The organism is Thiomicrospira sp. S5, assembly GCF_003991075.1.
GTDB lineage: Bacteria > Pseudomonadota > Gammaproteobacteria > Thiomicrospirales > Thiomicrospiraceae > Hydrogenovibrio > Hydrogenovibrio thermophilus.
In genome coordinates this window covers 76,570-101,316 of the sequence record NZ_CP014470.1, presented here as the reverse complement: position 1 = coordinate 101,316, position 24,747 = coordinate 76,570, and the positions used below count along the sequence as shown (strand labels likewise).

General features: G+C 50.2%; 20 protein-coding genes. 12 read left to right on the top strand and 8 right to left on the bottom strand.

Going from position 1 to position 24,747, the window contains the following annotated elements; all coding sequences use genetic code 11:
• Window positions 1-28: 28 nt before the first annotated feature.
• Entirely contained in the window at window positions 29-2,332 is a 2,304-nt protein-coding gene (locus AYJ59_RS00425) for a methyl-accepting chemotaxis protein (protein ID WP_127118989.1), read from the bottom strand.
• A gap of 170 nt (window positions 2,333-2,502) precedes the next feature.
• Between AYJ59_RS00425 and AYJ59_RS00420 the strand changes: the two genes are divergently transcribed.
• From AYJ59_RS00420 to AYJ59_RS00400, 5 genes are all read left to right on the top strand, one after another.
• Complete coding sequence (locus tag AYJ59_RS00420; protein ID WP_127118988.1) at window positions 2,503-3,855, top strand: SLC13 family permease; 1,353 nt, start codon at window positions 2,503-2,505, stop codon at window positions 3,853-3,855.
• A gap of 218 nt (window positions 3,856-4,073) precedes the next feature.
• Entirely contained in the window at window positions 4,074-5,318 is a 1,245-nt protein-coding gene (locus AYJ59_RS00415) for a hypothetical protein (RefSeq protein ID WP_127118987.1), read from the top strand.
• A 270-nt stretch (window positions 5,319-5,588) separates the two neighbouring features.
• Window positions 5,589-6,377: an ABC transporter ATP-binding protein gene (locus AYJ59_RS00410; protein ID WP_029939270.1), complete on the top strand. Its 789-nt coding sequence runs from the start codon at window positions 5,589-5,591 to the stop codon at window positions 6,375-6,377.
• Window positions 6,378-6,405: 28 nt separating this feature from the next.
• A complete protein-coding gene (locus AYJ59_RS00405; protein ID WP_127118986.1) occupies window positions 6,406-7,662 on the top strand; it encodes an ABC transporter substrate-binding protein in 1,257 nt (418 codons plus the stop codon).
• Window positions 7,659-8,489 (top strand): ABC transporter permease, encoded by an 831-nt coding sequence (locus tag AYJ59_RS00400; RefSeq protein WP_127118985.1) that lies wholly within the window; start codon window positions 7,659-7,661, stop codon window positions 8,487-8,489. The genes AYJ59_RS00405 and AYJ59_RS00400 overlap by 4 nt, the downstream gene beginning before the upstream one ends.
• Before the next feature lie 40 nt (window positions 8,490-8,529).
• Here the strand turns inward: AYJ59_RS00400 and AYJ59_RS00395 are convergent, their stop codons facing one another.
• Complete coding sequence (locus tag AYJ59_RS00395; protein ID WP_127118984.1) at window positions 8,530-8,763, bottom strand: Rho-binding antiterminator; 234 nt, start codon at window positions 8,761-8,763, stop codon at window positions 8,530-8,532.
• 328 nt (window positions 8,764-9,091) lie between these two features.
• Here AYJ59_RS00395 and AYJ59_RS00390 point away from each other — a divergent pair, with 328 nt between their 5' ends.
• The 3 genes from AYJ59_RS00390 to AYJ59_RS00380 all read left to right on the top strand — a co-directional run bounded on the left by AYJ59_RS00390 (window position 9,092) and on the right by AYJ59_RS00380 (window position 12,552).
• A complete protein-coding gene (locus AYJ59_RS00390; protein WP_127118983.1) occupies window positions 9,092-10,780 on the top strand; it encodes a sigma-54 interaction domain-containing protein in 1,689 nt (562 codons plus the stop codon).
• A gap of 79 nt (window positions 10,781-10,859) precedes the next feature.
• Window positions 10,860-11,513 carry a histidine phosphatase family protein gene (locus tag AYJ59_RS00385; protein ID WP_127118982.1) on the top strand — a complete coding sequence of 218 codons (654 nt, stop codon included), beginning with the start codon at window positions 10,860-10,862 and terminating at the stop codon, window positions 11,511-11,513.
• Window positions 11,514-11,607: 94 nt separating this feature from the next.
• Window positions 11,608-12,552, top strand: a complete 945-nt coding sequence (locus AYJ59_RS00380; protein WP_127118981.1) for an AEC family transporter — start codon at window positions 11,608-11,610, stop codon at window positions 12,550-12,552.
• 74 nt (window positions 12,553-12,626) lie between these two features.
• Here AYJ59_RS00380 and rsgA read toward each other — a convergent pair whose 3' ends face one another.
• A complete protein-coding gene (gene rsgA / locus AYJ59_RS00375) occupies window positions 12,627-13,673 on the bottom strand; it encodes a ribosome small subunit-dependent GTPase A (RefSeq protein WP_237260350.1) in 1,047 nt (348 codons plus the stop codon).
• A gap of 299 nt (window positions 13,674-13,972) precedes the next feature.
• On the opposite strand from rsgA, the gene AYJ59_RS00370 reads away from it, so the two are divergent.
• Window positions 13,973-14,869 (top strand): hypothetical protein, encoded by an 897-nt coding sequence (locus AYJ59_RS00370; protein WP_127118980.1) that lies wholly within the window; start codon window positions 13,973-13,975, stop codon window positions 14,867-14,869.
• A gap of 103 nt (window positions 14,870-14,972) precedes the next feature.
• Here the strand turns inward: AYJ59_RS00370 and AYJ59_RS00365 are convergent, their stop codons facing one another.
• The 3 genes from AYJ59_RS00365 to AYJ59_RS00355 are packed head-to-tail and all read right to left on the bottom strand — an operon-like array spanning window position 14,973 to window position 18,031.
• Window positions 14,973-16,340 carry an FAD-dependent oxidoreductase gene (locus tag AYJ59_RS00365; protein ID WP_127118979.1) on the bottom strand — a complete coding sequence of 456 codons (1,368 nt, stop codon included), beginning with the start codon at window positions 16,338-16,340 and terminating at the stop codon, window positions 14,973-14,975.
• A 9-nt stretch (window positions 16,341-16,349) separates the two neighbouring features.
• On the bottom strand, window positions 16,350-17,432 hold the full coding sequence (locus tag AYJ59_RS00360; protein ID WP_127118978.1) for an acyl-CoA dehydrogenase family protein: 1,083 nt from the start codon (window positions 17,430-17,432) through the stop codon (window positions 16,350-16,352).
• Between the two features lie 59 nt (window positions 17,433-17,491).
• Window positions 17,492-18,031: an OsmC family protein gene (locus AYJ59_RS00355; RefSeq protein WP_029939281.1), complete on the bottom strand. Its 540-nt coding sequence runs from the start codon at window positions 18,029-18,031 to the stop codon at window positions 17,492-17,494.
• A 387-nt stretch (window positions 18,032-18,418) separates the two neighbouring features.
• On the opposite strand from AYJ59_RS00355, the gene cynS reads away from it, so the two are divergent.
• Window positions 18,419-18,862, top strand: coding sequence for a cyanase (gene cynS / locus AYJ59_RS00350; protein ID WP_068646751.1), 444 nt, complete (start codon window positions 18,419-18,421; stop codon window positions 18,860-18,862).
• A 150-nt stretch (window positions 18,863-19,012) separates the two neighbouring features.
• Window positions 19,013-19,657, top strand: a complete 645-nt coding sequence (locus AYJ59_RS00345) for a 2OG-Fe(II) oxygenase (protein WP_029939283.1) — start codon at window positions 19,013-19,015, stop codon at window positions 19,655-19,657.
• A 106-nt stretch (window positions 19,658-19,763) separates the two neighbouring features.
• Here AYJ59_RS00345 and AYJ59_RS00340 read toward each other — a convergent pair whose 3' ends face one another.
• Together AYJ59_RS00340 and AYJ59_RS00335 are read right to left on the bottom strand one after the other, a co-directional pair.
• Entirely contained in the window at window positions 19,764-20,513 is a 750-nt protein-coding gene (locus tag AYJ59_RS00340) for a DUF4395 domain-containing protein (RefSeq protein ID WP_127118977.1), read from the bottom strand.
• A 218-nt stretch (window positions 20,514-20,731) separates the two neighbouring features.
• Window positions 20,732-21,655, bottom strand: coding sequence for a homoserine kinase (locus AYJ59_RS00335; RefSeq protein WP_127118976.1), 924 nt, complete (start codon window positions 21,653-21,655; stop codon window positions 20,732-20,734).
• 109 nt (window positions 21,656-21,764) lie between these two features.
• On the opposite strand from AYJ59_RS00335, the gene polA reads away from it, so the two are divergent.
• Window positions 21,765-24,605 (top strand): DNA polymerase I, encoded by a 2,841-nt coding sequence (gene polA / locus AYJ59_RS00330; RefSeq protein ID WP_127118975.1) that lies wholly within the window; start codon window positions 21,765-21,767, stop codon window positions 24,603-24,605.
• The last annotated feature ends 142 nt before the right edge of the window (window positions 24,606-24,747 follow it).

The following is a 24,747-nucleotide window of genomic DNA, read 5'->3' as shown; positions in this document are numbered from 1 at the left end:
AAACTTTGGCGGAAACGTCCAGCGTTGCCTAGTCTTTGTCCGCCGTCTTATCCGAGTGATGAATTTTCAATTCAGTTTCCGCCTGTTGCATGAAAGGCCCGGCAATGGTGAATTGATGCATCCGGTTCACCAGCTCTTTGGCGCGCCCGGCAATCAATTCCGCACTGTTGGCGGACAACTCGACCAATTGAGCATTTTCCTGCGTGTTGCGGTCCAATGAGACAATGGTTTGGTTTAACTGCTCAATCCCTTGCGATTGTTGTAAGGAAGACGTGGCGATTTCACTGACCCGTTCCGTCACCTGACGAATGGACAAGTTAATTTCATCCAAAGACGCACCGGACTGTTCGGCCAGCTGTGTGCCGTTTTCCACTTGCGAAACCGACTGTTCAATCAAGGTTTTGATTTCCCGAGCGGCATCCGCCGACTTACCGGCCAGATTACGGACTTCACCGGCCACCACCGCAAACCCACGGCCATGGTCTCCGGCGCGAGCGGCTTCCACCGCCGCGTTCAAAGCCAGCAGGTTTGTCTGGAATGCAATGGAGTCAATCAGGCCGATAATCTGTTCGATTTGATCACTGGACGCTTTAATGCCCTGCATGGCTTGAATGGTCTGTTGCATGATGTGTGCCCCTTCGGCCATTTTATCGCTGGCTTGAACGGTCAAATCATTGGCTTGCTGCGCGTTTTGGGCGTTGTTACGCACGGCAGCCGTCATCTCTTCCATGGTCGCGGCGGTTTCTTCAATAGACGCCGCCTGTTCCTGCAAACGTGACGATACGTTGGTGTTACGCTCTGTGGTGGCTTGTATGTCTTCGGCAATTTCCCGAACGGAAACGTTCACTTGCGCCATTATCAACGACAAATTATCCAACGATTGATTAATGGCGGCCTGCATGGCGCCCAGGTCCGCTTCGTAGTCGCCTTCCACCCGTGGTGTTAAATCGCCTTTGGAAAGGTGAACGATCACGTCGGAGATTTTCTTATTGGCGACATGAATGGCATTGGACATGGTGTTGATTTGCTCACCCAAGTCACGGATAAAACCGTCCAGTGCCGAAACATCAATTTGCGCGCCGATGTGGCCTTTGGCAGCTTTTTCCACCATGGTTTTCAGGTTTTGTTCCACGGCTTCCTGCATCTTCTCCAGCTTGACGGTTTCGGTGATGTCTTTCCACTCGGTCACAAACCCGGTGCGTTCACCATCCGCACCCCAGATCGGGGTGACAATAATGTCGAGATGCAATTCGCCCAATGTCAGTTTCGCCACATAAGTATCGGTCAACTCCGCTAACAATTTGCGCTGGTGTGATGGATTCACGTGGAACACATCAATGTTTTGCCCCACCAGCTTTTCGGTGGAAAAGTGCGGCAACATCTTTTGAATGTCCTTTTCCACCTTTTTCAAGGTATTGACAATCGATTTGTTCATGTAGGTGATCACCAGGTCTTTATCGGCGAGCATGATGTTGGCGGTGCTTTGGTCCACCACCGTTTTGACCGAGTTCATTTTGGCCACTTCGTTCTGGATGCGTTGCAACATACCGTTGATGTATTGGCCCAAACGCCGGGTTTCGCGTGCCCCTTCCACGCAAATGTCGGCGTGGATATCCAAATCGCCTTCGGCATCACACACTCGGGTCAATTGTTGGTTGATATGTGAAACCGGCTTAACCAGTGCGCGACGCACCAGCCATTCAAACGCCAGCCAAGTCAACAATAAGGAAATCCCGAAAATCACCGCCAACTGTATCAGTTCATTACGGTCCGCTTCCGCGTGCAGTGCAGCAATGCGTTGCGTGGCATCCGCTTTGAGAAATTTTGACCAGGCCTGCAACGCCTCCATTGCCGGACGGTCGTCCACCACGATTTGCTGGTCGATGGCTTCCACACTCAACCCCAGCGATTTCAGCTCGCGTACCTTATCGGCCATCTTCTGATACTGTGCCACCACGGCTTCAATGGCATTCAACCCGTCGGTTTCCGGCGCCTTCAGTCCCGGCAAGCGCCGGTATTCGTCGATGTCCGCCTGGATTTGATCCAGATTCGCTTGCAGTTGTTGCGAATAGCTGTTGGCACGATAGTCCTGCTCGCCACGAATCACCAGATTCTTGAAATTATGGATGAACTGACCGTAACCCATTTGCGCTTGAATGTCTTCAAACAGCGCCACTTCATGATTGATTTGCTGCTTCAGGTCTTCCAAAGCCAGATTCGACTGGGTTTTGAAATGGGAAAAGGCCGCGAAACCGCCCCCGTAAACCAAAACCAACACAATAAAAAACAAACCGATGTTTTGAACGGTCGTACGACCTTGGGAAGCATTCATCTTAGAATTCGCTCACTGAAACATTTAACAAAAAGAAGGGCGACAACCATACAATAATTTGCGTAAGAAAGCAGGTCGCTTGCATCGGTTGCATATTTGTTCCATTATATCGCTATCGCCGTCGATTAGGCTGTTTACCGCCACTTTTTTCGACCGAAAAAGGAAAAAACTTGATTGAAAAATCCCAACAAATTAAAGGGTTAATCTGGGCCATTCTGTCAGGCCTGGTGGTTTTTGCGGTTTTAACCCCTTTTCTCCCCGGCATTCAAGCGACCTTGCTCGGCATCGTCGTGACCATGGTGTTTTTATGGAGCAATGAAGCTTTACCGTTAGGATGGGTGGCGTTATTACCCATCGTCCTGTTTCCGCTGTTCGGCATCACCCACACCAATGAAGTGGCGCCCAACTATGCCCAATCGATTATTTTCCTGTTCATCGGCGGCTTTATGCTCGCCATTGCCATTGAAAAAACCGAATTGCATCATGTGATTTCCCAGAAAATGTTGGCGGTGTTTCCCGCTACACCAAGGGGGATGATTTACGCCTTATCCATCACCTCGGGTGGTTTGAGTGCTTTTTTGTCCAACACCACCACCGCCTTGTTGTTAATGCCGTTGGCGCTGTTTTTGACCGAGCGACGCGAACTGCAAATGCGCTTTGCGCTCGCCATCGCTTACGGCGCGAGTGTCGGCGGCATTCTCACCCCGATCGGCACCCCACCGAATCTGATTCTGTTCGGGTTTTTCGACCAACATTTGATTCCCGGTATCAGTTTCGCCCACTGGGTGTTGATGGTGCTGCCGTTGGTGGCGGCAATGTTCGTGGTGGTGGGCTGGGTCCTGGCGCTGGGCACCGTCAACGAAACCCTGAAAACCGACTTCAAACCGCAACCCCTCAACTCCGGCCAGAAAAAAGTGCTTTATTTGGTCTCGGCTTTGGTGGCGATTTTGGTCATCAATGCCTTGGCGACGTCGTTACTCGGCTGGAGCGGGTTCAATGAAAAAGGGCTTTTACTCGGTTTCGGGCTTTTGCTGTTTTTACCGCCCTTCGACATTCTCAATTGGCAGGACACCAAAAAAATCCCTTATGAAATCATCTTTCTGTTCGGCGCCGGATTTGCCATCGCCGGGGCTTTCACCACTACCGGCCTGGCGGATCAACTCGCCTGGCTGTTACAACACATCGCGGTGTTTCCCACCTGGTTGGTCATCGCCATCATTGCCTTTCTGGTGACGTTCAGCACCATCATCACCAGCAACACGGCTTTGATTGCGATGGTACTCCCTATTTTACTGGCCGTGTGTGAACAAAGCGGACTCGACAGCCGTTTGTTGATGATGGTCGCCACCGTCTGCGCCAGTTACGCCTTTATGTTACCGATCTCCACGCCTCCAAATGCCATTGCCATGAGCAGCGGCGCCGTTTCGGTGAAAACCATGGCCACTTATGGTTTGGCGTTTAACTTGCTCGGTATCACTTTCGTCACACTGACCGCCAATCTCTTTTGGCAACATTTGTTGTAAGCCATGTCTTGAAAACACCCAGGCCTGGCGGTTTTCCTCCTTTCCGTTTTACCTTGATTTTGTTAACAATTCCGAACAATTTGTCGGTGATTGAACTGTATTGTCAACCGCATTAAACAAAATTTTGGGTGCATATAAATATAATCTATTGATTTTATTCACTTTGTTTGTGCTGGCACATCCAATGCAATACGGAAGGCTCAGACAAGGAGATCATTATGAAAAAAACGGTTCTATCATGCTCTATCCAGAGCATCCTAGCGAGCTCGGCCATCGCGGTATCCAGCATGGCGGTTTCGCAAACAGCACAAGCAGACCAATTCACCGACGCCCTAACCGGTGGTAAAGTGAATGTCGATGTCCGCGTTCGTTACGAAGGCGTTGAACAAACAGGCAAAAAAGACGCGACCGCCATTACCGAAAGAACCCGTATTGGTTACACAACGGGTGACCTATACGGCTTCAACGGTATGGTCGAAATGTCCGGTACCGAATCATTGGGTAGCCGTAAAGATTACTTCGTAGGCGCAGGGCCAGGAGCCGGTGGAGACAGTAACAGAGCCGTTATTTTAGATCCTACCATCACCGTATTGAACCAGGCTTGGGTCGGTTACAAATACAAAGAGACAGCCGCGAAAGTCGGTCAACAACGTATTATTTTCGACAACCGTTTCTTGGGGAACGTGGGTTGGCGTCAAACGGAACAGGTTTACACCGCCGCCAGCTTGAAAACCAAAGCCATTCCATACACCGAAATCGACTATGCGTACCTCATGAACGTTCGCAACCCGGTCGGTGTTAACCAAACCATGACGTCCAATGCGATCCAAGCCAAATTCACCGGCATCCCGTTCGGCACCATCACCGGTTACGGTTACCTTTTGGATTACGACCTGCAAAACTTGACCGACAGTGAAACCTACGGTGCCCGCTTCGCCGGTAAAGCGAAAATGAGCGATACCTTCAAACTGTTCTACCACGCTGAATACGCGACTCAGGGCAAATACGCCAACACCAAAGGGGACGTGGGCGGTGATTACACCCGTTTCGAATTGGGTGTCGGCGTCGGTCCCGCTAAGATTTTAGCCGGTCAGGAAAAACTGGGCGGTGACGGCAAAAGTTCCTTCCAAACACCATTGGGTACGGTTCACTTGTTCAACGGTTGGGCGGATATGTTCATCGGACCGGCCGGTGGGACACCAATCAACGGTTTGGTGGATAACTACCTGAGCGTTTCCGGTAAAGCATTAGGCTTGAAACTGGCTGCGATTTACCATGACTTCAGCGCCGACACAGGTGGTGACGACTACGGTTCGGAATACGATTTGTTGGTGGCTAAGAAATTCGCCAAAATCTACACGGTGGGTGTGAAATACGCCAACTATACAGCGAAAGATTCTTCCGCGAACAACAACCTGGTCGACACCACAAAACTGTGGGTCTGGGGTGAAGTTAAGTTTTAACAGAAAACCATTTTGACTGATAAAAATCACTTGGCCCGCTGACGCGGGCCTTTCTTTTTCTGAAAGCCGTTTGAAGCGGACATTTCAGCCATACGCACCAAAAAACGACAAAGTGCTACAAAATGTTAACAATTGTTAACAAACCAATTCATTTTCAGCCGAAGTTTGTCATAAAATTTAATTAAGTTGTTGATTTAATTAAACTTATATTTGTTGGCACCACCTAAGCTATACCATTAATAAATTTAATTGATAAAAGAAGATTCGATTATGACAGCAAAAGGCTCCAATGTATGGATTTCAGAATTATCCCATACATTTAAAAAACAAACCAAACCCACTCTGAAGAACATCAACCTGACGATTCCGAAAGGTCAGCTGACGGCTTTGATCGGACGAAGCGGCTGTGGTAAATCCACCCTGTTGCAAATGATTGCCGGTCTGTTGATTCCATCCGACGGTGCGGTGCGTATCAACGCTCACACCGTTACCAAACCCAGCGCAAAATGGAACATGATGTTCCAAAAACCATCGCTCTACCCTTGGATGACGGTGCGTGAAAACGCCGCTTTGGGTCTGGTGTTCTCCGGAACCTATAACGACAAAAAAGACCGCGTGGAAGAATTGTTGGACATGGTCGGTCTGGCCGAGCACAAAGACAAAAACGTACAGCAATTGTCCGGCGGGCAACAGCAACGTGTCGCACTGGCACGCTCTCTGGCGACGGAGCCGGAAATCCTGCTGTTGGACGAACCTTTTTCCGCATTGGATGCCTTTACCCGCTCCCAATTGCAAAACGAGGTTTCCGAAATCTGCCACAACCAGGGCATCACCATGATTCTGGTCACGCACGATATCGAAGAGGCCGTGGCCATGGCCGACAACGTTGTCATCATGAGCCAGAACCCTGGGGAAATCGTCGGTGAAATGGAAGTCAAGCTCGACTACCCGCGCGACCGCTCATTGGAAGAGTTCAATACCCTGAAAGAAAACCTATTTAACGAATTCGAAAAAATTGACTTGGCCAAGCAGCGAAGTGTCGCCGAATCGAATGCTTAATATTCCATCGCTTTAAAGGAGAACCAACATGTGTCAATACTGCAATTGCGATAACGAATTATCCAAACACGACTATACATTTAATCCGACCAAAGGCCGTCGTGAGTTCATTCTCGACAGCATGGCCGCCACCGGTGGCTTGGCCGCCGCCATGAGTTTACCATCCACACAGGCGTTCGCCAACATGACGCCTCCGGAAGACGAAGTCGTCCGTATCGGTTATTTGCCGATCACCGACGCCAGTGCACTTTTGGTCGCACACGGCATGGGCTTCTTTGAAGAAGAAGGCCTGAAAGTGGAAAAACCGACCTTGATTCGCGGTTGGTCGCCATTGATCGAAGGCTTCGCGGCGCACAAATTCAACCTGGTGCATTTCCTGAAGCCGATTCCAATCTGGATGCGTTACAACAACAACTTCCCGGTCAAAATCACCGGTTGGGCACACACCAACGGTTCCGGCCTGGTTGTCGGGAAACACACCGGTGTTGAGTCGTTTGCGGAATTGGGCGGCATGCAAGTGGCCGTGCCTTATTGGTACTCCATGCACAACATCGTATTGCAGATGGCACTGAAAAACGCTGGTTTGGAGCCGGTTATCCAGGATCAGACCGATCCGTTGAAACCAAACCAAGTCAACCTGCAAATCATGCCACCACCGGATATGCCACCGGCTTTGGCGGCGAAGAAAATCGACGCTTACATCGTGGCGGAACCGTTCAACGCGGCGGGTGAAGTCCTGGCCGGCGCGAAAATGTTGCGCTTCACCGGCGACATCTGGGAAAACCATCCTTGCTGCGTTGTCTGTATGCACGATGACGACGTCAACAAGCGTCCGGAATGGTCACAAAAAGTCATGAACGCGGTGGTCCGAGGCGGTCTATACGCTCAGGAAAACAAAGAAGAAGTCGCGAAAATGCTGTCACGTGAAGGCAAGCGTTACCTACCGATGAAAGCCAAGGTAGTGGAAAAAGCAATGACGGATTATTCGCCTGCGGATTATCAAGATCCAAAAGCAATCAAACACCCGGATTGGGACATCGGCCGTATCGACTTCAACCCATATCCATATCCATCCGCGACCAAATTCTTGATGGAACAATTGAAAGAAACCTTGGTGACCGGGGACAAAACCTTCCTGGACAACCTGGATATCGACTATGCGCTGAAAGACCTGGTCAATTACGACTACGTCACCAACGCCATGAACAAATACGACGTTTGGGACAAGGTACCGGGTGTTAACCCAGCTGACCCAACACATCGTGAAGAGGTATTTAAACTATGAGTAACTCGGCTGCAACAACAAAGTTGTCGTTCGGCCAAGCATTGGCGGGCTTTAAAAGCCTGCCCGGCTGGATGCAAAGCATCATCAACGCAAGTGTGGGGATGGGAATTCTTCTCTTGGTCTGGTGGGTCGGTGGTCTGTTAATCGCGTCTAATCCGGACACGCAAGCCTTTGCCGATTTCGCACCCGGACCGACTTTCTCAGCGCTGTGGTATCTGGTTGAAACCGGCACCATCTGGGAAACCATTTATTCCAGCTTGTACCGCATTGTATACGGTCTTTTTTGGGGGATTGTGATTGGGGTGCCGACCGGGATTTTGGTGGGTTACTTTTTAATGGTGCGTCAAATCGCCAATATGCCGTTCCAATTTCTGCGAATGATCAGCCCGCTGGCCTGGATGCCGATTGCCGTACTGGCTTTCGAAACCTGGGATGCGGCCATCATCTTCCTGCTGGCCATGGCAACCATCTGGCCCATCGTATTCGGTACCGCACACGGCGTGCAACGTATCGACCCTAACTGGTTCCAAGTGGCGAGAAACCTGGGTGCCGACGGTTACCAGATGCTACGTCGCGTAATCATGCCAGCCATCGCACAAGATGTCTTCGCCGGGATTCGTCTCGCCATCGGTGTCGCCTGGGTAGTCTTGGTTCCTGCGGAATACCTGGGGGTGACCTCCGGACTGGGTTATGCCATCAATGATGCGCGTGACACCCTTGACTATGCGGCCTTGGCGGCCATCGTTGTGGTCATCGGGATTATCGGTTACCTACTGGATTTCATTGCCGTGACCTTAATCAAACGTTATTCATGGCGTGTTGAATAATATTGTGACTTTTTGCAGGGGCGTTCCATCCCCTGCCTTTTTATTTCGGGTCTTTGAGAATCTCAATGGACACCAAACCTTCCAACGGCCATACCGGGTTCTCCCGGTCGCCGTTTTTTGCTTTAAAGAACTCCTCACCGTTGCGGCTGAACAAGTCCGTAATCACCCCTTCGAAAATCGTTTCGGAATGCGGTGGTTCAAACCTCAGTCGCACCTTCTGCTTCCGCATGGTGGCCACTTCCAATTGGTCGTACAGATGGCAGGAAATCGGCATGAGGGTTCTCCATTTTTTGTAACAAAATGGGCACCTCAACTAACCCTCAGTGAGATTCTGCGGGACTTGAAGGCGGCTTATTCTAGGCGTGAATCGCCGACCTTAGCCATTCTAAGGTCAAGAATCACAACAACGAAGAATCCGCCTTCAAGACCCGCCCGAAGGGGCTTAGTCAAGTTTGCCAGTTCTGCGTTATGAAGCTTTGCAAGGTCTAGACATTCCTGCAGCTTCATGCCTTGATCTGAACAAACTTGGCGTTGCCAGAATCCACTGAGGGTTAGTCGAGGTGCCCTAATATGAAAGCGTTTACGCTTTAAGGGTAGGTTCTGTGAAACACGTTGAACATTTAGATATTGCCAACCAGTCGGAATATATTGTCATAAAGGAAGCGGCTGAGCAAATCGAAAAGGCCTACGAGCCTGAAAAAGCGATTCACACCATCCTGAGCTTGATTTCGCGTCAAATGGGGCTGAACCGTGGCCGTGTCCTGTTGCAGGAAAGCAGCTCCGGCTACCTGCACACCGCTTATGCTTACGGCCTGACCAAAGAAGAAATCGCCCAAGGGCGTTTCGCCATCAGCGAAGGGATTTCCGGGAAGGTCATGCACTCCGGCAGCCCCATTATCGTCGCCGACATCGACCGTGAAGACGACTACCTGTTCCGGACCGTCGACCGCTCCACGCTTCCGCAGGAAACCGTGGCTTTCATCGCTACGCCGATTGTCCGAAACGGCACCACCGTCGGCGTTTTAGCGGTTAACCGTTTGAGCAAACGCCCCCGTTCGCTGGACCGCGATTTGGGCATTCTCAAACTGATGTCGCTGTTCATCAGTGAAATTCTGGCGGTGAACGCCATGATCGAACAGCAAACCCAATTGCTGAAAGAAGAGAACGAGCAGTTACGCGCCATGGCGCTTGGCCAAGGCAGCCAATACGGCATCATCGGGGAAAGTGCCGCCTTGCGCGCCGCCTTGAACAAAGTCAGCCGCGCCACCAACACCGCCGTCACCGTCATGCTGAAAGGCGAATCCGGGACGGGGAAAGAGCGTTTTTCACGAATGCTGCATCTGGCGTCGCACCGTCAAGACGGCCCGTTTATTGCCATCAACTGTGCCGCCATCCCGCCGGATCTGCTGGAGTCCGAATTGTTCGGGCATGAAAAAGGCGCTTTCACCGGCGCCACCCAAACCAAGCAAGGCAAAATCGAACTCGCCAACAACGGCACCCTGTTCCTCGATGAAATCGGGGACTTGGATTTTGGCCTGCAAGCCAAACTGTTACGCGTGCTGGAAGAACGCTGCGTAACCCGCGTCGGCGCCACCAAGCCGATTCATGTCGACACCCGCATCATAGTCGCTTCCCACAAAGATTTGCACGAAGCCGTCAACCAGGGGCGCTTCCGCCTGGATTTGTTCTACCGTTTGAACGTCTTCCCGATCGAACTGCCGGCGCTGCGCGAACGCGAGGGCGATATCCGCCTGTTGGCGCGCCATTTCCTCAACCAGGCCAACCAGGAATACCACACCAGCGCCATTTACGACCAAGGCGCCATGGCGTTTTTGGAAGGCTATGAATGGCCAGGCAATATCCGCCAATTGGAAAACGTGGTGAAACGTGCTGTGCTGATGGCCGACAAAGGCCGTCTGATTTCCGCCCGGTTGATTGAAAAAATCATTCAGGAAGAAAGCGCGATTATCCACGGCGGCCATGTCAAACCGCTGGAAAACGAACTGCAACCGGTCACCCCGAACCTTGAAGCATTCTCGCAAGAACCGCAAGTGGTGAACGGCCAAGCGACCGCTAACGGGTTCGCGCCCCATGCTAACAACGGTCTGGCATTTCCGAACGGCCAAACCGCCATGGACGACAAGCGCGCTTACTGGCGGGTGTCCGAAGACGAGTCCGAACAACTCAAACAGGCTCTGGAAATGGCGCGCGGCAACAAAACCCGCGCCGCCCTGCTGCTGAACATGACACCGCGTCAATTCAGTTATCGCTTGAAAAAACTCGGGTTATAAAAGCGACAGAAATCCCCGCACGGAGGATAAAATACGGTTACGATTAACCGTATTGATACCCTCGCGTTAAGGAGCCGCCATGGCCAAGTTCTTCACCCCATTCATTGCGATCAGTCTGCTTTTATCCGGCATCGGCCATGTGGCCGCTTCAGAACCCGCCCTATGCACCGCCTCGGAAACCCCGGCCCAAAACCTGACACTCATCATCGCTCGGCACGGCGAAAAACCGCGACCCATCGCCAATGACCGTGGCGTCCTCAATTGTCGGGGTGAAAACCGGGCACTGCACCTTCCGCAAGTGATGCAAAACCGATTCAAAACCATCGATGCGGTCTTTACCCCTTCGCCGCACTTCACCACCAAATACGGTGCCGACGGAAAAGGCGCTTTCTCCTTGAGACCCTTTCAAACCGCTTTGCCAACCGCCACCTTCTTCAACACCGGCGTCAACCTTTGTGTGGCCGTGGACAAACCCAAAGCCATCGCCCAGCTCGCCACCTCATCACAATACGAAGGAAAAACCGCGCTCATCGTCTGGCAACACACCCGAATTAAAGACATTGCCAAACACGTCAACGATATCTATGGGGCCGACTACAATTTCGGAAAATGGCACGGCAGCGACTTCGACACCCTGTATATTTTTACCGTCAAGAACGGCCAACTGACGTTTGAAAAGTCCGCGGAAGGGCTTAACAAGGTTCTCTCCGACCAATGCCCGAATACCCAATAACCGCCAGGCCTGGCGGTTTTGACCACTCAGCCTGTCTTTAGACCGGCAGGCTGGCTATACTAACGCTTTCACATCACTGACATAACCCGTTTTCATGCTTGGAACCCTTTCAATTCTGTTACCCATTTTCGGCCTGATCGCCGCCGGATTCATCAGCCGCAAAACCGGCGTAATGGGACAAACCGCCGCCAGCGAGCTGAACCGTTTCGTGGTCTGGCTGGCGCTGCCTGCTTTGCTGTTCGACATCATGGCCAACAGCAACTGGTCAGCACTCTACTTGCCCGATTTCATTCTGGTGTATCTCATCGGTTCGGTTGGCCTGTTTGTGTTGGTGATCATCTGGCGCCTCAAACAAGGCGTGCCGCTGGCCGATGCCAGCATCGACAGTGTTTCCGCCGCTTATTCCAATACCGGTTATGTCGGTTTTCCACTGCTGTTTCTGGTGTTCGGAGCGTCCAGTCAGGTGCCGACCACCATTGCCAGCATTATCGTGGTCAGTATCGTCTTTGCGATGGCGATTATCCTGATTGAAACCGGCCTGCAAGCGGAAGCCAGCTTGCGCCTTAAAATCAAAAACGTGCTCAAAGCCGTGTTTCTCAACCCCTTGATTGTCTCGCCCATCGCCGGGATGTTGTTTGCCTTGACCTCCTGGCAACTGCCGCAAGGCTTGGAAACCTTTTTAACCCTGTTGAGCGGTGCCGCCAGCCCGGCCGCTCTGGTCAGCTTGGGGCTTTTTCTGGCGGATGCGGTGGCGTCTTCCAATGAGAATACCGCCACGGCACGCAAAACCGCCTGGCAACTGACCGCCATCAAACTGATTGCCCAACCGTTATTAGTCGCTTGGTTAGCACTAAGCGTGTTTGAAATGGATTATGAACTGGCGATGATGGCCATCCTGTTAGCCGCCTTGCCAACCGGCACCGGACCGTTCATGTTGGCCGAATACTATCGGCGCGAAGCCGTCACCACCGCCCAAACGGTACTCTTTTCCACCGTGCTGTCGCTTGTGACCCTGACACTGCTACTGAGCTTTATGTGATTCGCTTGGTACGCAGAAAGTAAAAAACCACCAGGCCTGGTGGTTTTTGAGATGAACCGTAAACCGGCTTCAAGTTATCGTTGCTTGAGGTGTTTAACGGATTTGACCATTTTGCTGAAGCGCTTGTCTTGCGTGCGTTTTTCTGCCAAAGTCACGGCGTTAAACGCTTGCTCCTTCATCAGCTTGTGGTAATTCACCAAACGGCGCTCCGCCAACTGACCGGATTCAATTGCCGCCCGAACCGCACACCCCGGTTCGGACTGATGCTGACAATCGGAAAACTTGCACTGCTCCGCCAAAGTGGCGATGTCGGCAAAGGTTTCCTCCACGCCCTGTTCGCAATCCGCCAATTGCAATTCACGCATCCCCGGCGTATCCAGCAACAACAGGCCGGATGCCGTCAAATGCAGCGAACGCGCCGTCGTGGTATGACGCCCTCGGCTGTCGTCTTCGCGAATCCGATTGGTTTCCTGAACGTCGCCGCCCAACAGCGTGTTCACCAACGTGGATTTGCCCACGCCGGACGACCCCAAAAAAGCCAGCGTATGGCTGGGCGACAACCAGAGTTCCAACGCCTGTAAAGTCACGGAATCATGGGCATTCACCGCAAACACCGGCAGCATCCTATCCAACGCTTGAACCGCTTCCACAAACGATTCCGGCTCATCGCACAAATCGGCTTTGGTGAGCACAGCAATCGGCTCCACACCAGCCTCATGCGCCAACGCCAAATAACGCTCAATGCGGTTCAAATTAAAATCGTTGTTCAAAGAACTGACAATCAAAACCGAGTCCACATTCGCGGAAATCAATTGGCGATCAACCCGTGTGCCCGCCGCTTTTCGCGAAAACAACGACGCTCGGTCCAACAAGCGAACAAAGCGATGCTCGGCATCGATTAAAACCCAGTCGCCCACCGCCAGATTAGGAATGGATTGTGTTATCGTCATGGACAACGGACCTTCCGTGGTCAATAACTGAATAATCGAACGTTCGACGCCGAAGACGCGCGCCGGAATCAAGGTTTCCAACGCATCAAGTGACAGTTGGTGTTGAAAAAAGGGTTTCCACCCTAATTGATGAAGAGAATAATGTGATGTCGAATAATGTGATGTCATCATAAGCCCCATAACGCTTAAGCGTTGTAAGAAATCAAATTCTGGGGCTGAAAAGGCCCCGGTACACTGACCGGGTAGCGAAGACTAAATCTACGAAAAAACTACCCGGAGGCTTTTAACAACAATCATCAATATCCTCCGTTTGAAATAGAAATATAAGTTGGTTTTTATTATAGCAAATGGCGCCTAAAAATCCTGTCATTAAAGAACGGATTTTTGATTAGCTAGCTAAAACCAAATTTCATTAAATTATCTCTCTCATTTATAATGAAAAACACTTATTTTTTAACGACGCTATATTCATGATTCACCATCCCACTAAACATCCAAGCACCACAACCTTCGGTCAATATCTTAAAAATCGCCAGGCCTGGTGGCTTTTAGTCTTTTGCTTACTGGGATTAACATCATCCGTCCAGGCCGAACCCCGTGAAAACTGGAACTACGAATCCCGCTTCACGGCAGAGGGATTTAAGGCTTCCGGAAAATCCGGCACCTATGCTTACGATCCCCATGTTTGGGTCTATACAACCGCATTTGCAAAACGCTTCGGCATGCCGGAAAAATGGATTGATGATTCCTTAAAAGGAGCGGAAGCCTTGGCTTACCGAGTAGACCGAACCTATTACATTAAACAATGCGGTTACTTTGGGGATATGGAGAAATGCCGCACTCCAATTGCCTGCATGCTGGACTTATATATCCCCTCTTCGGCTAACTTACCTTGGAATACAGAATTGCGTTATGACTCTCGATATGGAAAAAAATCGGTTAGAGCATTAACAACAAACGAACCATCAAGCATCTACAAAAGAATCACTAAGCGTGGCACCCATCTTTTAGGCGCCAAATTTGGATTGGATTTAGTAGGAATTGTCTACGGGAAAGATAAACGTAGTTCTATTGGAAGTTATACGATTGCCGAGTACGAAAGAGGACTGTATAAAAATCTTGATTATATTTCAGGAACAACAAGCTGTACATTCCAAAGAGTAAAAGACGCCGAAGTCAGAATAAATCAACCTGTTTTTAGAGAGAATGGTTCGGTCAACGTTTCTAAAAGCTATAACAAAATTGCTCATAAAATAGAAATCCCCAACAGCTTTATGGATAGAGTCGAAAGCTATGCAGAAAAAGAATATGAACCTGAAAGCCTGACTAAAGCACTGGAAGACAACCTCAAACAAAAAGGTGAATAATCATGCTTTCAGTCGTCAATTCAATAAAAAAGGCCACCGAAGTGACCTTTTATGAGCTGTAACGCTTTTTGGGCGTTGTTTTGGGTGCAGATTAAATGCTGAATTACGCACTGAACAACTCTTGGTAAAGAGCGTTGGCACTGGTAACCAGGTCGCCGCTGAGGGCGAAGCCGGAGACGTCCTCGCCTTCTTTGTAAAGCAGGCGTTGGTTGTCGCCGACCATCATGGTTTGCTCCCATTGGCCGTGCGTGGCGTGCAATGGTGGACTGATCATAATGGACAAGCTTGGTGTTTTGGTTTTGATCAAGCTTGGCAACACTTGGAACTGGTCAGTGTCTTCGCCTTTCAAGTGCGCGGCAATGGCTTTGGCCTGACGACGAATCGGTTCCAGATACGCTTGCAACACGCCACCGGCTTCGGCGCAGTCGCCAATCGCGAAGATATCCTGGTCAGAGGTTTGGCAAGCGCCGTTAATGCAAATACCGCGATTGGTTTCCAGCTTGGCTTTTTTGGCCAATTCCAAATTCGGTGCCAGGCCAATGGCGGCGACCACGACTCCCGTTTCGATGTATTCGCCTTGGTCGGTGTTCAGCCTATACCCGTTTTCGGCTTGATTCATGTCCACCAGTTCGGAGTTTTTGTACAGCTTGACGCCTTTGCTTTGCAGCTTTTCTTCCAACGACTGGGAAATGGCCTGCGGCAGAATCTGGCTCATCAAATGCGAACCACGCACCACCATATTGACTTCGATGTCTTGTGAACTGAGGTCTTCGGCCAGCTCGGTGGCAATCAAACCGCCGCCGATAAGGGTGACGGATTTTTTGCCTTCCAGGGCTTTATGGAAACGTCTATAAGCCGGCAGGTCGTTGATGGTCATGATGTCCTGGGCGGCATTGCCGTCCACGGTTGGCGACAGGGCTTTGGCACCGGTCGCGAGAATCAATTTGTCGTATTGGAAGCTGCCGGAAGTGGTCATGACCTTTTTACGCTTGGTGTTGATGGACATGACTTTGGTCCGGGTTTTAACACCCATATTCAGTTCGGCGGCTTTGGCTTCGGCGGTCATTTCTTTTAAGTCGTCCGGCGTTCTCCCTTGGCTTAAGGCCATGGACAGGGACGGTTTCGGATAGACGGTTCCGTCACAAGCGGTGAGCAAGCTGATTTCGGCGTCCGGCATGGCTTGACGAACGTTTTCCGCCGCTTGCCAACCAGCGTAACCGGCGCCGATAATCAAAACGTCGGCATGGGTGCTGGCTTTGCGCTTAGGCGCACCATCCGGTGAAGATTTCGCCTTCGCTTCGTCCAGTGGAATGAAATCCGATTTACTCACCAGGCACAAAGGGCAGTACCAGTCATCCGGGATGTCTTCGAAACGCGTGCCCGGCGCCAATCCGGAATCCGGATCGCCCAGCTCTTCGTCGTAAATCAAACCGCATGTCTTACAAATATACTTTTTAAAATCTTCACTCATCTTGGTCTCCTATGCCGCTTCGATGCGGTCAATTTCCTTACGAAGATGCTTGATGGATGGCGTGACGATAATCACGAAATACGCTTCACGCAGTTTGCGTTGCGGTGCGGCATCCACCAGATAGCCTTTGGCTCCGGCGTGCTGCATGACCGAATCGGCCGCGCGTTTGCAGATTTCCGCGCCCAGCAAACGGGCTTCCAGTACCGACTTGATGTATTCTTGTCCCGGTGTGAAAGGGTCTTCGCACAGGGCTTCGATCAAATCGATGGCATCTTCCAAATCTTCTGTTATTTCTTCCGGCGAATCGTCCAGATATTCGTTGATCTCGGACAAGGTCAGATTCGCTTTTTCCATTTCGTTGACGGCGCCTTTAATGACTCCGGCGGCCATACCGGTTTGCAATAAAATGAATCCGGCTTTGATTTTTTCCAAATACGGTTTCAGAGGGTCGGCCAACAGGTATTTCTTAGGCAAGAAGGCGTTGTCGAACAACAGGGAATAGGTTCCTGTGCCTTCCATACCGACGAATTCGGCCATTTGTTTCATGGTCAAGCCTTCCAAATCACATGGAATCAGGGCCATGACATCTTTTTCATAGTTTTTGTCATGGTCGTGCACGCTGAAAATCGAGCCGAAGAAGTGATTGCTAGAACCTTCCAACAAGTTGGATACCCAAGGCAAGGTGCCGTTGATGATGTAACCGTCTTCGGTTTCTTCCGCGGACAATTTCAGGTCTTCAATGCCGGCAAAATACTTCATCGGGTTCGACAAAGCCGTGGCACCGAAATATTCGCCATCCACCATTTTCGGCAAGATGTCGGACTTCAACCATTCGTTTTCAGAGTTTTCGATGTACCAGGTACAGACGGACTGCGCCCACATCATAAAGCCGGTCGACATACATTCTTCGGACACGGTCGCCATATCCTGAATGGTTCCGAACAGGTTCAAATCACCATTGTTCAGGGATGGAATGTGGTGACGAAACGCGCCGGCCTGGCCAACTTTCGATAAAATTTCGGTCGTGTACTGTCCATGATCAATCGCCACAGTTAACGGCTTCAGATCTTTTTGAACAATTTGACTAATCATGGTCATTCTCCTTCAAAGTGGGAAAACCTGGCGAAAACCGCCAGGCCTGGACAGTGTGATTAACCGACTAACTTACCGGACAGATCCACCGCATTCATATAAGTGTTGGCAACTGGTGACCATTTGATGGCGTGCGCAACCAAAGCTTCCAAATCTTCTTTGGATGCTTCTGGTGATTCGATGGTGAACATGGCACGCACTTCGGTGACACCCAATTTTTTGTTTGGATCCACATCACCGGTACCCCAAACAGCGGTGATGTTGATGTCACCTTCCAATTCGATTTCCAATTTGGTTAAACTAATACCACGCGCTGTTGCGTTGGCTTGAACGCCTACCGACAAACATGAACCCAAAGACAGCAAAGCCATTTCAGATGGGTTTGGTGCCGTGTCTTCACCCAACAAGACAGGTGGCTCGTCCACAACAACCGGGTCCAAATCACGGATGTAGTTCAAGTTTTTGAACTGACCTTCCAATACGGTTTTGGACTTCAATGTTTTGATGGTATCCGGTGCGGCTTTCCCGGCTTCGGCCAATTTGTTCAAACCATCGTTATCGATTGGACGGATACATGAAGGGATATAGACTTCGCTCATTTGAGACTCCTCGTAAATTTTTAAAGTGAATAATTTCGACTTCTTCGAAACTTACCCAGTCATAGCGTGAAGGATGCCACAATTTAACAAAATATTATTTTTCAAATATTTACATAATATTGTTTATAATTCAGATTAATAAATTAACGGAAAATGTCTACAAATTACTTACAAAGTTTTACATTTGGTAATATTTGTTAACAATTATTGACAAAAAGAAAGGATAGAAACGGCAAAAAATAGATAATTTTTAACAAAATCAACTACTTAATAAATTGGCACAAGCCTTGCATTATGGTCATGGCATTTTAATTAACTTAGAGCACCTTGGTTCGCGACAGAATCGATTCTGAAACCACAAGATGCTCTTTATTGGAGACAAAGACTATGATGTCAAAAGTAGAAATGACCGAAGCGATTATCCTGGCTAAAGCGGAGAAATCCGTTGGTTGGAGTGATATTGCGGCGGCCGCAGGATTGAGTGAAGTCTATACCACATCCGCTTGTTTGGGGATGAACCACTTGGACGCCGAGCCGGCTTCGAAAGTGGCCGCTTTCTTGGGATTGGGCGCGGATATTGAAGCCGCTTTGCAAGCCTACCCGCACAAATCATGGGAAAAAGCGGTGCCAACCGATCCATTGATTTATCGTTTGTACGAAATTGTCGGTGTTTACGGTCCAACCATGAAAGAATTGATTCATGAAAAATTCGGCGACGGCATCATGAGTGCCATCGATTTCTCCATGGACATCGATAAAGAAGAGAACCCCGCTGGTGACCGCGTTGTCGTCACCATGAACGGTAAATTCCTTCCGTACAAAGCCTGGTAATCCAACCGGCTTTCCATTGCCTGGCGACGACATTCGTTCGGCGCCGGCAATCAGCTTGCCTCCTTTCTTTATTCCATCTCAAGCCCATCTTTTCGTTGCCAAAATTTTCTTTTCGGCGCATAATCCTTCGTCTTGTCTCTGGAGGCGCTTATGCCGCTGAAACTCACCCCCAAAGCCCTGAATGAACTGTTGGATGCCTTGGTCGAACAAGGTTGGTATGAATGGCCGAATGCCGTAACCGATTCTTTGTGTGAACAGTTATTATCCGAAGTGGAAGCTTACGATGCTCAAGGCGACTTGCAGAGAGCCGGTATCGGCCGCGGCGACATTCATCAAATCAACGAATCGATTCGGCGTGACCAAATCAAATGGCTCAACGGCGCCACGGATGCCCAGCAGTTGTACTTGGCACAAATGGCGGAATTACGCTGCCAATTGAACCGTGCACTGTTTTTAGGGCTGTTCGAATACGAATGCCATTTTGCGCTTTATAAACGCGGCGATTTCTATAAAAAACACTTCGACAGTTTTCGCGGGCGCGCCAACCGCATGGTGACCACAGTGTTGTATCTCAACCCAAACTGGCAACCGGATTGGGGCGGGGAACTGGTGCTTTACGCCGAAGAAGGCGACGAACGCCTGGCGGTAATCCTGCCGGAAATGGGGAAGATGGCGGTGTTTATGAGTGAATGGATTCCGCACGAAGTGTTGCCCGCGCAACATGAACGCGTCAGCATTGCCGGTTGGTTCCGTTGCAATACCAGTATCGGCGGCTACGTCGACCCGGCGAAATAATACCAAACCGCATCCCCCAAACGCATCCAACCGCCAAAAACAAAAAACCGCCATACCCTTGGGCATAAAGGCCTGGCGGTTTTTGATTAAAGGATTGAGCGGTTTCTTAGGAGTTGGTTGGCGCCGTTTCCTGCGCTTGACGTTCCGCATGTTTACGGGCAATTTCGTCCCAATCAATGTTGTTACAAGCTTCACATTCTTCTTTGAAAATACCGACTTTCACCAACAAGGCGTGTACCTTACAGCCCACACAGAATCCGAGAATCGCTTCCAGCCACATAAAGCCGAAACACACCCAAACCAGAATCAACGGAATCCAGTTGGACATATAGTTCTCTGTGGTTGGCAACAATTTACTGCTGAAAAGTGTATTCACCCAGTTGGCGAACACATCTGGATTAAAGAAAACCAAACAAACGGTGATGAAAGACGCGCCAATCGTCCAGGCAAAGCGTTTCGGCACCAACGGTTTCCAATTCGGTTTCTGCGTTTTCGCCAGAAAGGAAGCAATGTAGATGGTCGGCGACAAACGCGAGGTGGTGACGAACATCCCGGCAATCATTTCAAACAGGCCATAGAACAATACCCAGGTTTGGATGGTGTAATCGTACACCCGCTGGGTGGCCTGGACTTGATAAATGGTGTGCCAGTTCCAATCGGTTTCCAAAGTATCAATCATGGTGGTGTTTTCCAGAACCGACCAACTGGAACCGAACACCACGTCAATCAAGGTGTAAGTCATGTAAATCGGAATAATCAACAACATTCCGGCGCGGATTTTCACGGCGTTATCGTTGATGAAAGTCGGTTTTTCCTTTGGATCTCGAAACCAAAGGTTTTTGAAAACTGAGTGCATAGAACCCCCTTCTTTGGACAGCTTGGGCTTTACCCATAAATACAAATTGGGTATCAATTTATTAGAATATAATGAACCGATGATATAGTGTTACATCAATATAACAATTGAGACCGGAAGCGCCAGCAAAAGTTACTGATTTTTCGATAGAATTTTTTAATTCCGGGGAAATAACAGGGTTGGATTTTCAGAAAATTTAGAGAGTTTTGATGCCAAAATCAATGCGAACGATGGGCCAGAAGCAGGCTTTTGAAAACGTTAGGGTCTTTGATTTGCGTCATTTCGCCTTCTCTCGGCAAATGCTTGTCTTTCAAACGCGACAAGAAAAAACGCAACGCACCCATTCGCAACGCCGCCGGCCAGGTTTGCTGTTCCAGTTCGGTCATTGGGCGCACTTGCTGATAGGCCCTCAACACCGCCGCGGTTTTCTCCTCACACAAGGTTAAATCCGGCAGTCGACACCAATCATTTACCATCACCGCCAAATCATACAACATGGCGGAATTGCAGGCATAATACAGGTCGATAATACCCGATAACTCATCCCCATTGAATAAGGCATTGTCACAGAAAAGGTCGGCGTGGATCACACTTTTCGGCAAGTGGGTCCAATCTTGCTGCGCCTGATAAGTGATTTCGGATTCGATCAAATCGACTTCATCCTGCGGCAAATGGGAACGAATCAATTCGAACGTCGATTGCATCCAGTCCAAACCGCGATCGTTGGCGCGGAAAGCGTCATAATCCTGCCCGGCCAAATGGAACCTGGCCAAATACGTCGCCATCACTTCGCATTGCTTTAACGTCGGATGCTCCACACCGGAACCGGTCAAACGCTCCACCAGCGCCGCCGGCTTGCCTTTTAGTTCCTTGAGATAAGAACCGTCACGCGTCGGCTTGGGGTGCGCGGTGGGAATGGCGTGCTCCGCCATAAACGCCATGATGTCGAGAAAATACGGCAACTCGTCGAAACTGTGGTGTTCGAAGATGGTGAGGACAAAACGCCCGGCCGTGGTATCGACAAAATAGTTGGTGTTTTCAATGCCGGCACTGATGCCTTCAAACGCGACCAGCGTTCCCTGGTTAAAATCCGCCAAAAACGCTTCCAAATCCGCTTGATTAACGACAGTGTAAACAGACATCCCAAACCGCCCTGAGAAAAGGTTAAAATTACGAGAATTTAATCCTAACGGAACCCAGTTCCGCTAAACGGCGACATTTTAGCATAATCCTTTAGAGGCAACGCATTCAATGACTCAGATCCTACCCAAATTCAACCCCGACAGCCCTTTCATTCTGGTGGACGGTTCTTCCTACCTGTTCCGTGCTTTCCACGCCATGCCACCGTTGACCAACAGTGAAGGGCATGCCACCGGGGCGATTTTCGGGGTCATCAATATGATTGGGAAACTGCTGGAACAGTACCAGCCTGAGCGTATCGCCGTGGTGTTCGATGCCAAAGGCAAGAACTTCCGCCACGACCTCTACAGCGAATACAAGGCGCACCGCCCGCCGATGCCGGACGAACTGCGCATTCAAATCGAGCCGATTCACGACATCATCAAAGCGCTGGGCATTCCGTTACTGGTCATTGACGGTGTTGAGGCGGACGATGTGATGGGCACCCTGGCCCACCACGCCACCCAAGCCAAAATGGACGCTTTGCTTTCCACCGGCGATAAAGATATGGCGCAGTTGGTCAACCAGCACATCACGCTGGTCAACACCATGACCGACACCTTGATGACCCCGGAAAAAGTTGAAGAAAAGTTCCACGTGAAACCCGACCAGATTATCGACTATCTGGCGCTGATGGGCGACAGCAGTGACAACATTCCCGGCATTCCGAAATGCGGCCCGAAAACCGCTGCGAAATGGCTGGCGGAATACGGCGACATCGACAATCTCATCGCGCACGCCGACGAGATCAAAGGCAAAATCGGCGAGAACCTACGCGCCAACCTCGACCAATTAAAACTTTCCCGCGAACTGACCACCATCCGCATTGATTGCGATTTGCCGATCGCCTTGGCCGACATCAAACGCCATGAAGCCGATATGGACGCTTTGGAAACCCTGTTCGCGCGCTTTGACTTGCGTAACTGGTTGTCGCGAGTGTTGAAGGGCGACCTGCCTTTCAGCCAGAGCAGTGGCCGTAAAGCCCATTCCGAAACGGTTACCAATGGTCATTCCCAAAAATCCGCCGCCACGGAAACCGACGGCGTGACCATCGAATCCGAATCCTATGCCACGATTTTGGACATGGCCGAACTGGACCAATGGCTGAAAAAACTCGAAAGCGCCGAGGTGTTTGCCATCGACACCGAAACCACCTCGCTCAACGCGATGCAGGCCAAAATCGTCGGCATCAGTTTCGCTTATGCAGAACCGGCCGAAAAAGCCGATAACGCCAAAAACAGCCAGGCCTGGCGAAATTTCGCGGCCTATGTGCCTTTAACCCACGATTACGACGGTGCCCCGACACAACTGCCTTACGACGAAGTCATCGCCAAATTGAAGCCGATTCTGGAAAATCCGGCCATTCAAAAAATCGGGCAAAACTTCAAATACGACTGGCACCTCTTTCAAAATGCCGGTATCGACGTGCAAGGCATCGCTTTCGACACCATGCTGGAATCCTACTGTTTCAACAGTGTCGCCACCCGCCACAATATGGACGATTTGGCACTGAAATACCTGAACCATTCCACCATTCATTTCGAAGACATCGCCGGTAAAGGGAAAAAACAAAAAACCTTCAATGAAATCGATATTGAAACCGCCGCGCCTTACGCCGCCGAAGACGCCGACATCACCCTGCAATTGCACCAAACCCTGATGCCGAAACTGCAAGCCGAGCCCAAGCTGGAAACCGTTTTCCGCGACATTGAAATGCCCTTGGTGCCGGTACTGGCAAAAATGGAACACACCGGTGTCCTCATCGACCGCCAGATGCTGGCCGATCAATCCTATGAACTGGGTGAAAAACTCACGGCACTGGAACAGAAAGCCCATTTGATTGCCGGCAGCCCTTTTAACTTGAATTCTTCCAAGCAATTGCAAGAGATCTTGTTCGAAAAGCTGGATTTACCGATCATCAAAAAAACCCCGAAAGGCCAACCGTCCACCGCTGAACCGGTGCTGGTGCAACTGGCCGAAGACGGCCATGAAATGCCGAATCTGATTCTGGAATACCGCAGTCTGGCCAAGCTGAAATCCACTTACACCGATTCATTACCCAAGCAAATCAATCCGAACACCGGGCGGGTACACACCTCTTACCAACAAGCCGTGGCCTCAACCGGGCGTTTATCATCCACCGAACCCAACTTGCAGAATATTCCGATTCGCACCCCCGAAGGCCGCCGCATTCGTCAAGCCTTCATCGCCGATGACGGGCACCAACTGCTGGCGGCGGATTATTCGCAAATCGAACTGCGGATTATGGCGCATTTATCGGGCGATGCCAGTTTGTTAAAAGCCTTTGCCGAAGGCAAGGACATTCACCAGGCCACCGCGGCGGAAATTTTCAATATGCCGTTGGAAGAAGTGACGTCCGAACAACGCCGTAGCGCCAAGGCCGTCAACTTCGGTTTGATTTACGGTATGTCCGCCTTCGGCTTGGCCAAGCAATTAAACATTTCGCGTGGCCTAGCACAGGAATACATCAACCTCTATTTTTCTCGTTATCCGGGCGTGGCGGATTATATGGAAAACACCAAACAAAATGCCAAGCAAACGGGTTATGTCGAAACCCTGATGGGCCGCCGCTTGTATCTGCCCGACATCAATGCCAAAAACGGGCAATTGCGTCAATACGCCGAGCGCACCGCCATCAACGCGCCTATGCAAGGCACCGCCGCCGACATCATTAAAACCGCCATGGTGAAAATGCAGGCCTGGTTGAATGAGACAACACTGGACATCAAAATGCTGATGCAGGTGCACGATGAATTGGTGTTTGAAGTGGCCGAGCCAGATATCGACTCGGCAAAATCAGAAATCAAAACCATTATGGAATCCGCCTTAACCCTTGATGTGCCGTTGATTGTCGAAATCGGTCAGGGCAAAAACTGGGACGAAGCGCATTGAAAAAATGCGCCATACATTTTAATTTATCGGTTATCTTTATATTTTATCTAACGTTCTGGAAAAATAGTGACTATCAATTTTTACGTGCCGTCTAAAATTGTCCTCTTGTAAAGATGTTCCAAAACTTTTAACACTCAAGGAA

Bases quoted from the DNA above. Each gene is read 5' to 3' on its own strand.
- AYJ59_RS00425 (WP_127118989.1), bottom strand. From the start codon at position 2,332: ATGAATGCTTCCCAAGGTCGTACGACCGTTCAAAACATCGGTTTGTTT.
- AYJ59_RS00415 (WP_127118987.1), top strand. From the start codon at position 4,074: ATGAAAAAAACGGTTCTATCATGCTCTATCCAGAGCATCCTAGCGAGC.
- AYJ59_RS00410 (WP_029939270.1), top strand. From the start codon at position 5,589: ATGACAGCAAAAGGCTCCAATGTATGGATTTCAGAATTATCCCATACA.
- AYJ59_RS00405 (WP_127118986.1), top strand. From the start codon at position 6,406: ATGTGTCAATACTGCAATTGCGATAACGAATTATCCAAACACGACTAT.
- AYJ59_RS00400 (WP_127118985.1), top strand. From the start codon at position 7,659: ATGAGTAACTCGGCTGCAACAACAAAGTTGTCGTTCGGCCAAGCATTG.
- AYJ59_RS00395 (WP_127118984.1), bottom strand. From the start codon at position 8,763: ATGCCGATTTCCTGCCATCTGTACGACCAATTGGAAGTGGCCACCATG.
- AYJ59_RS00385 (WP_127118982.1), top strand. From the start codon at position 10,860: ATGGCCAAGTTCTTCACCCCATTCATTGCGATCAGTCTGCTTTTATCC.
- AYJ59_RS00380 (WP_127118981.1), top strand. From the start codon at position 11,608: ATGCTTGGAACCCTTTCAATTCTGTTACCCATTTTCGGCCTGATCGCC.
- rsgA (WP_237260350.1), bottom strand. From the start codon at position 13,673: ATGATGACATCACATTATTCGACATCACATTATTCTCTTCATCAATTA.
- AYJ59_RS00370 (WP_127118980.1), top strand. From the start codon at position 13,973: ATGATTCACCATCCCACTAAACATCCAAGCACCACAACCTTCGGTCAA.
- AYJ59_RS00365 (WP_127118979.1), bottom strand. From the start codon at position 16,340: ATGAGTGAAGATTTTAAAAAGTATATTTGTAAGACATGCGGTTTGATT.
- AYJ59_RS00360 (WP_127118978.1), bottom strand. From the start codon at position 17,432: ATGATTAGTCAAATTGTTCAAAAAGATCTGAAGCCGTTAACTGTGGCG.
- AYJ59_RS00355 (WP_029939281.1), bottom strand. From the start codon at position 18,031: ATGAGCGAAGTCTATATCCCTTCATGTATCCGTCCAATCGATAACGAT.
- cynS (WP_068646751.1), top strand. From the start codon at position 18,419: ATGATGTCAAAAGTAGAAATGACCGAAGCGATTATCCTGGCTAAAGCG.
- AYJ59_RS00345 (WP_029939283.1), top strand. From the start codon at position 19,013: ATGCCGCTGAAACTCACCCCCAAAGCCCTGAATGAACTGTTGGATGCC.
- AYJ59_RS00340 (WP_127118977.1), bottom strand. From the start codon at position 20,513: ATGCACTCAGTTTTCAAAAACCTTTGGTTTCGAGATCCAAAGGAAAAA.
- AYJ59_RS00335 (WP_127118976.1), bottom strand. From the start codon at position 21,655: ATGTCTGTTTACACTGTCGTTAATCAAGCGGATTTGGAAGCGTTTTTG.
- polA (WP_127118975.1), top strand. From the start codon at position 21,765: ATGACTCAGATCCTACCCAAATTCAACCCCGACAGCCCTTTCATTCTG.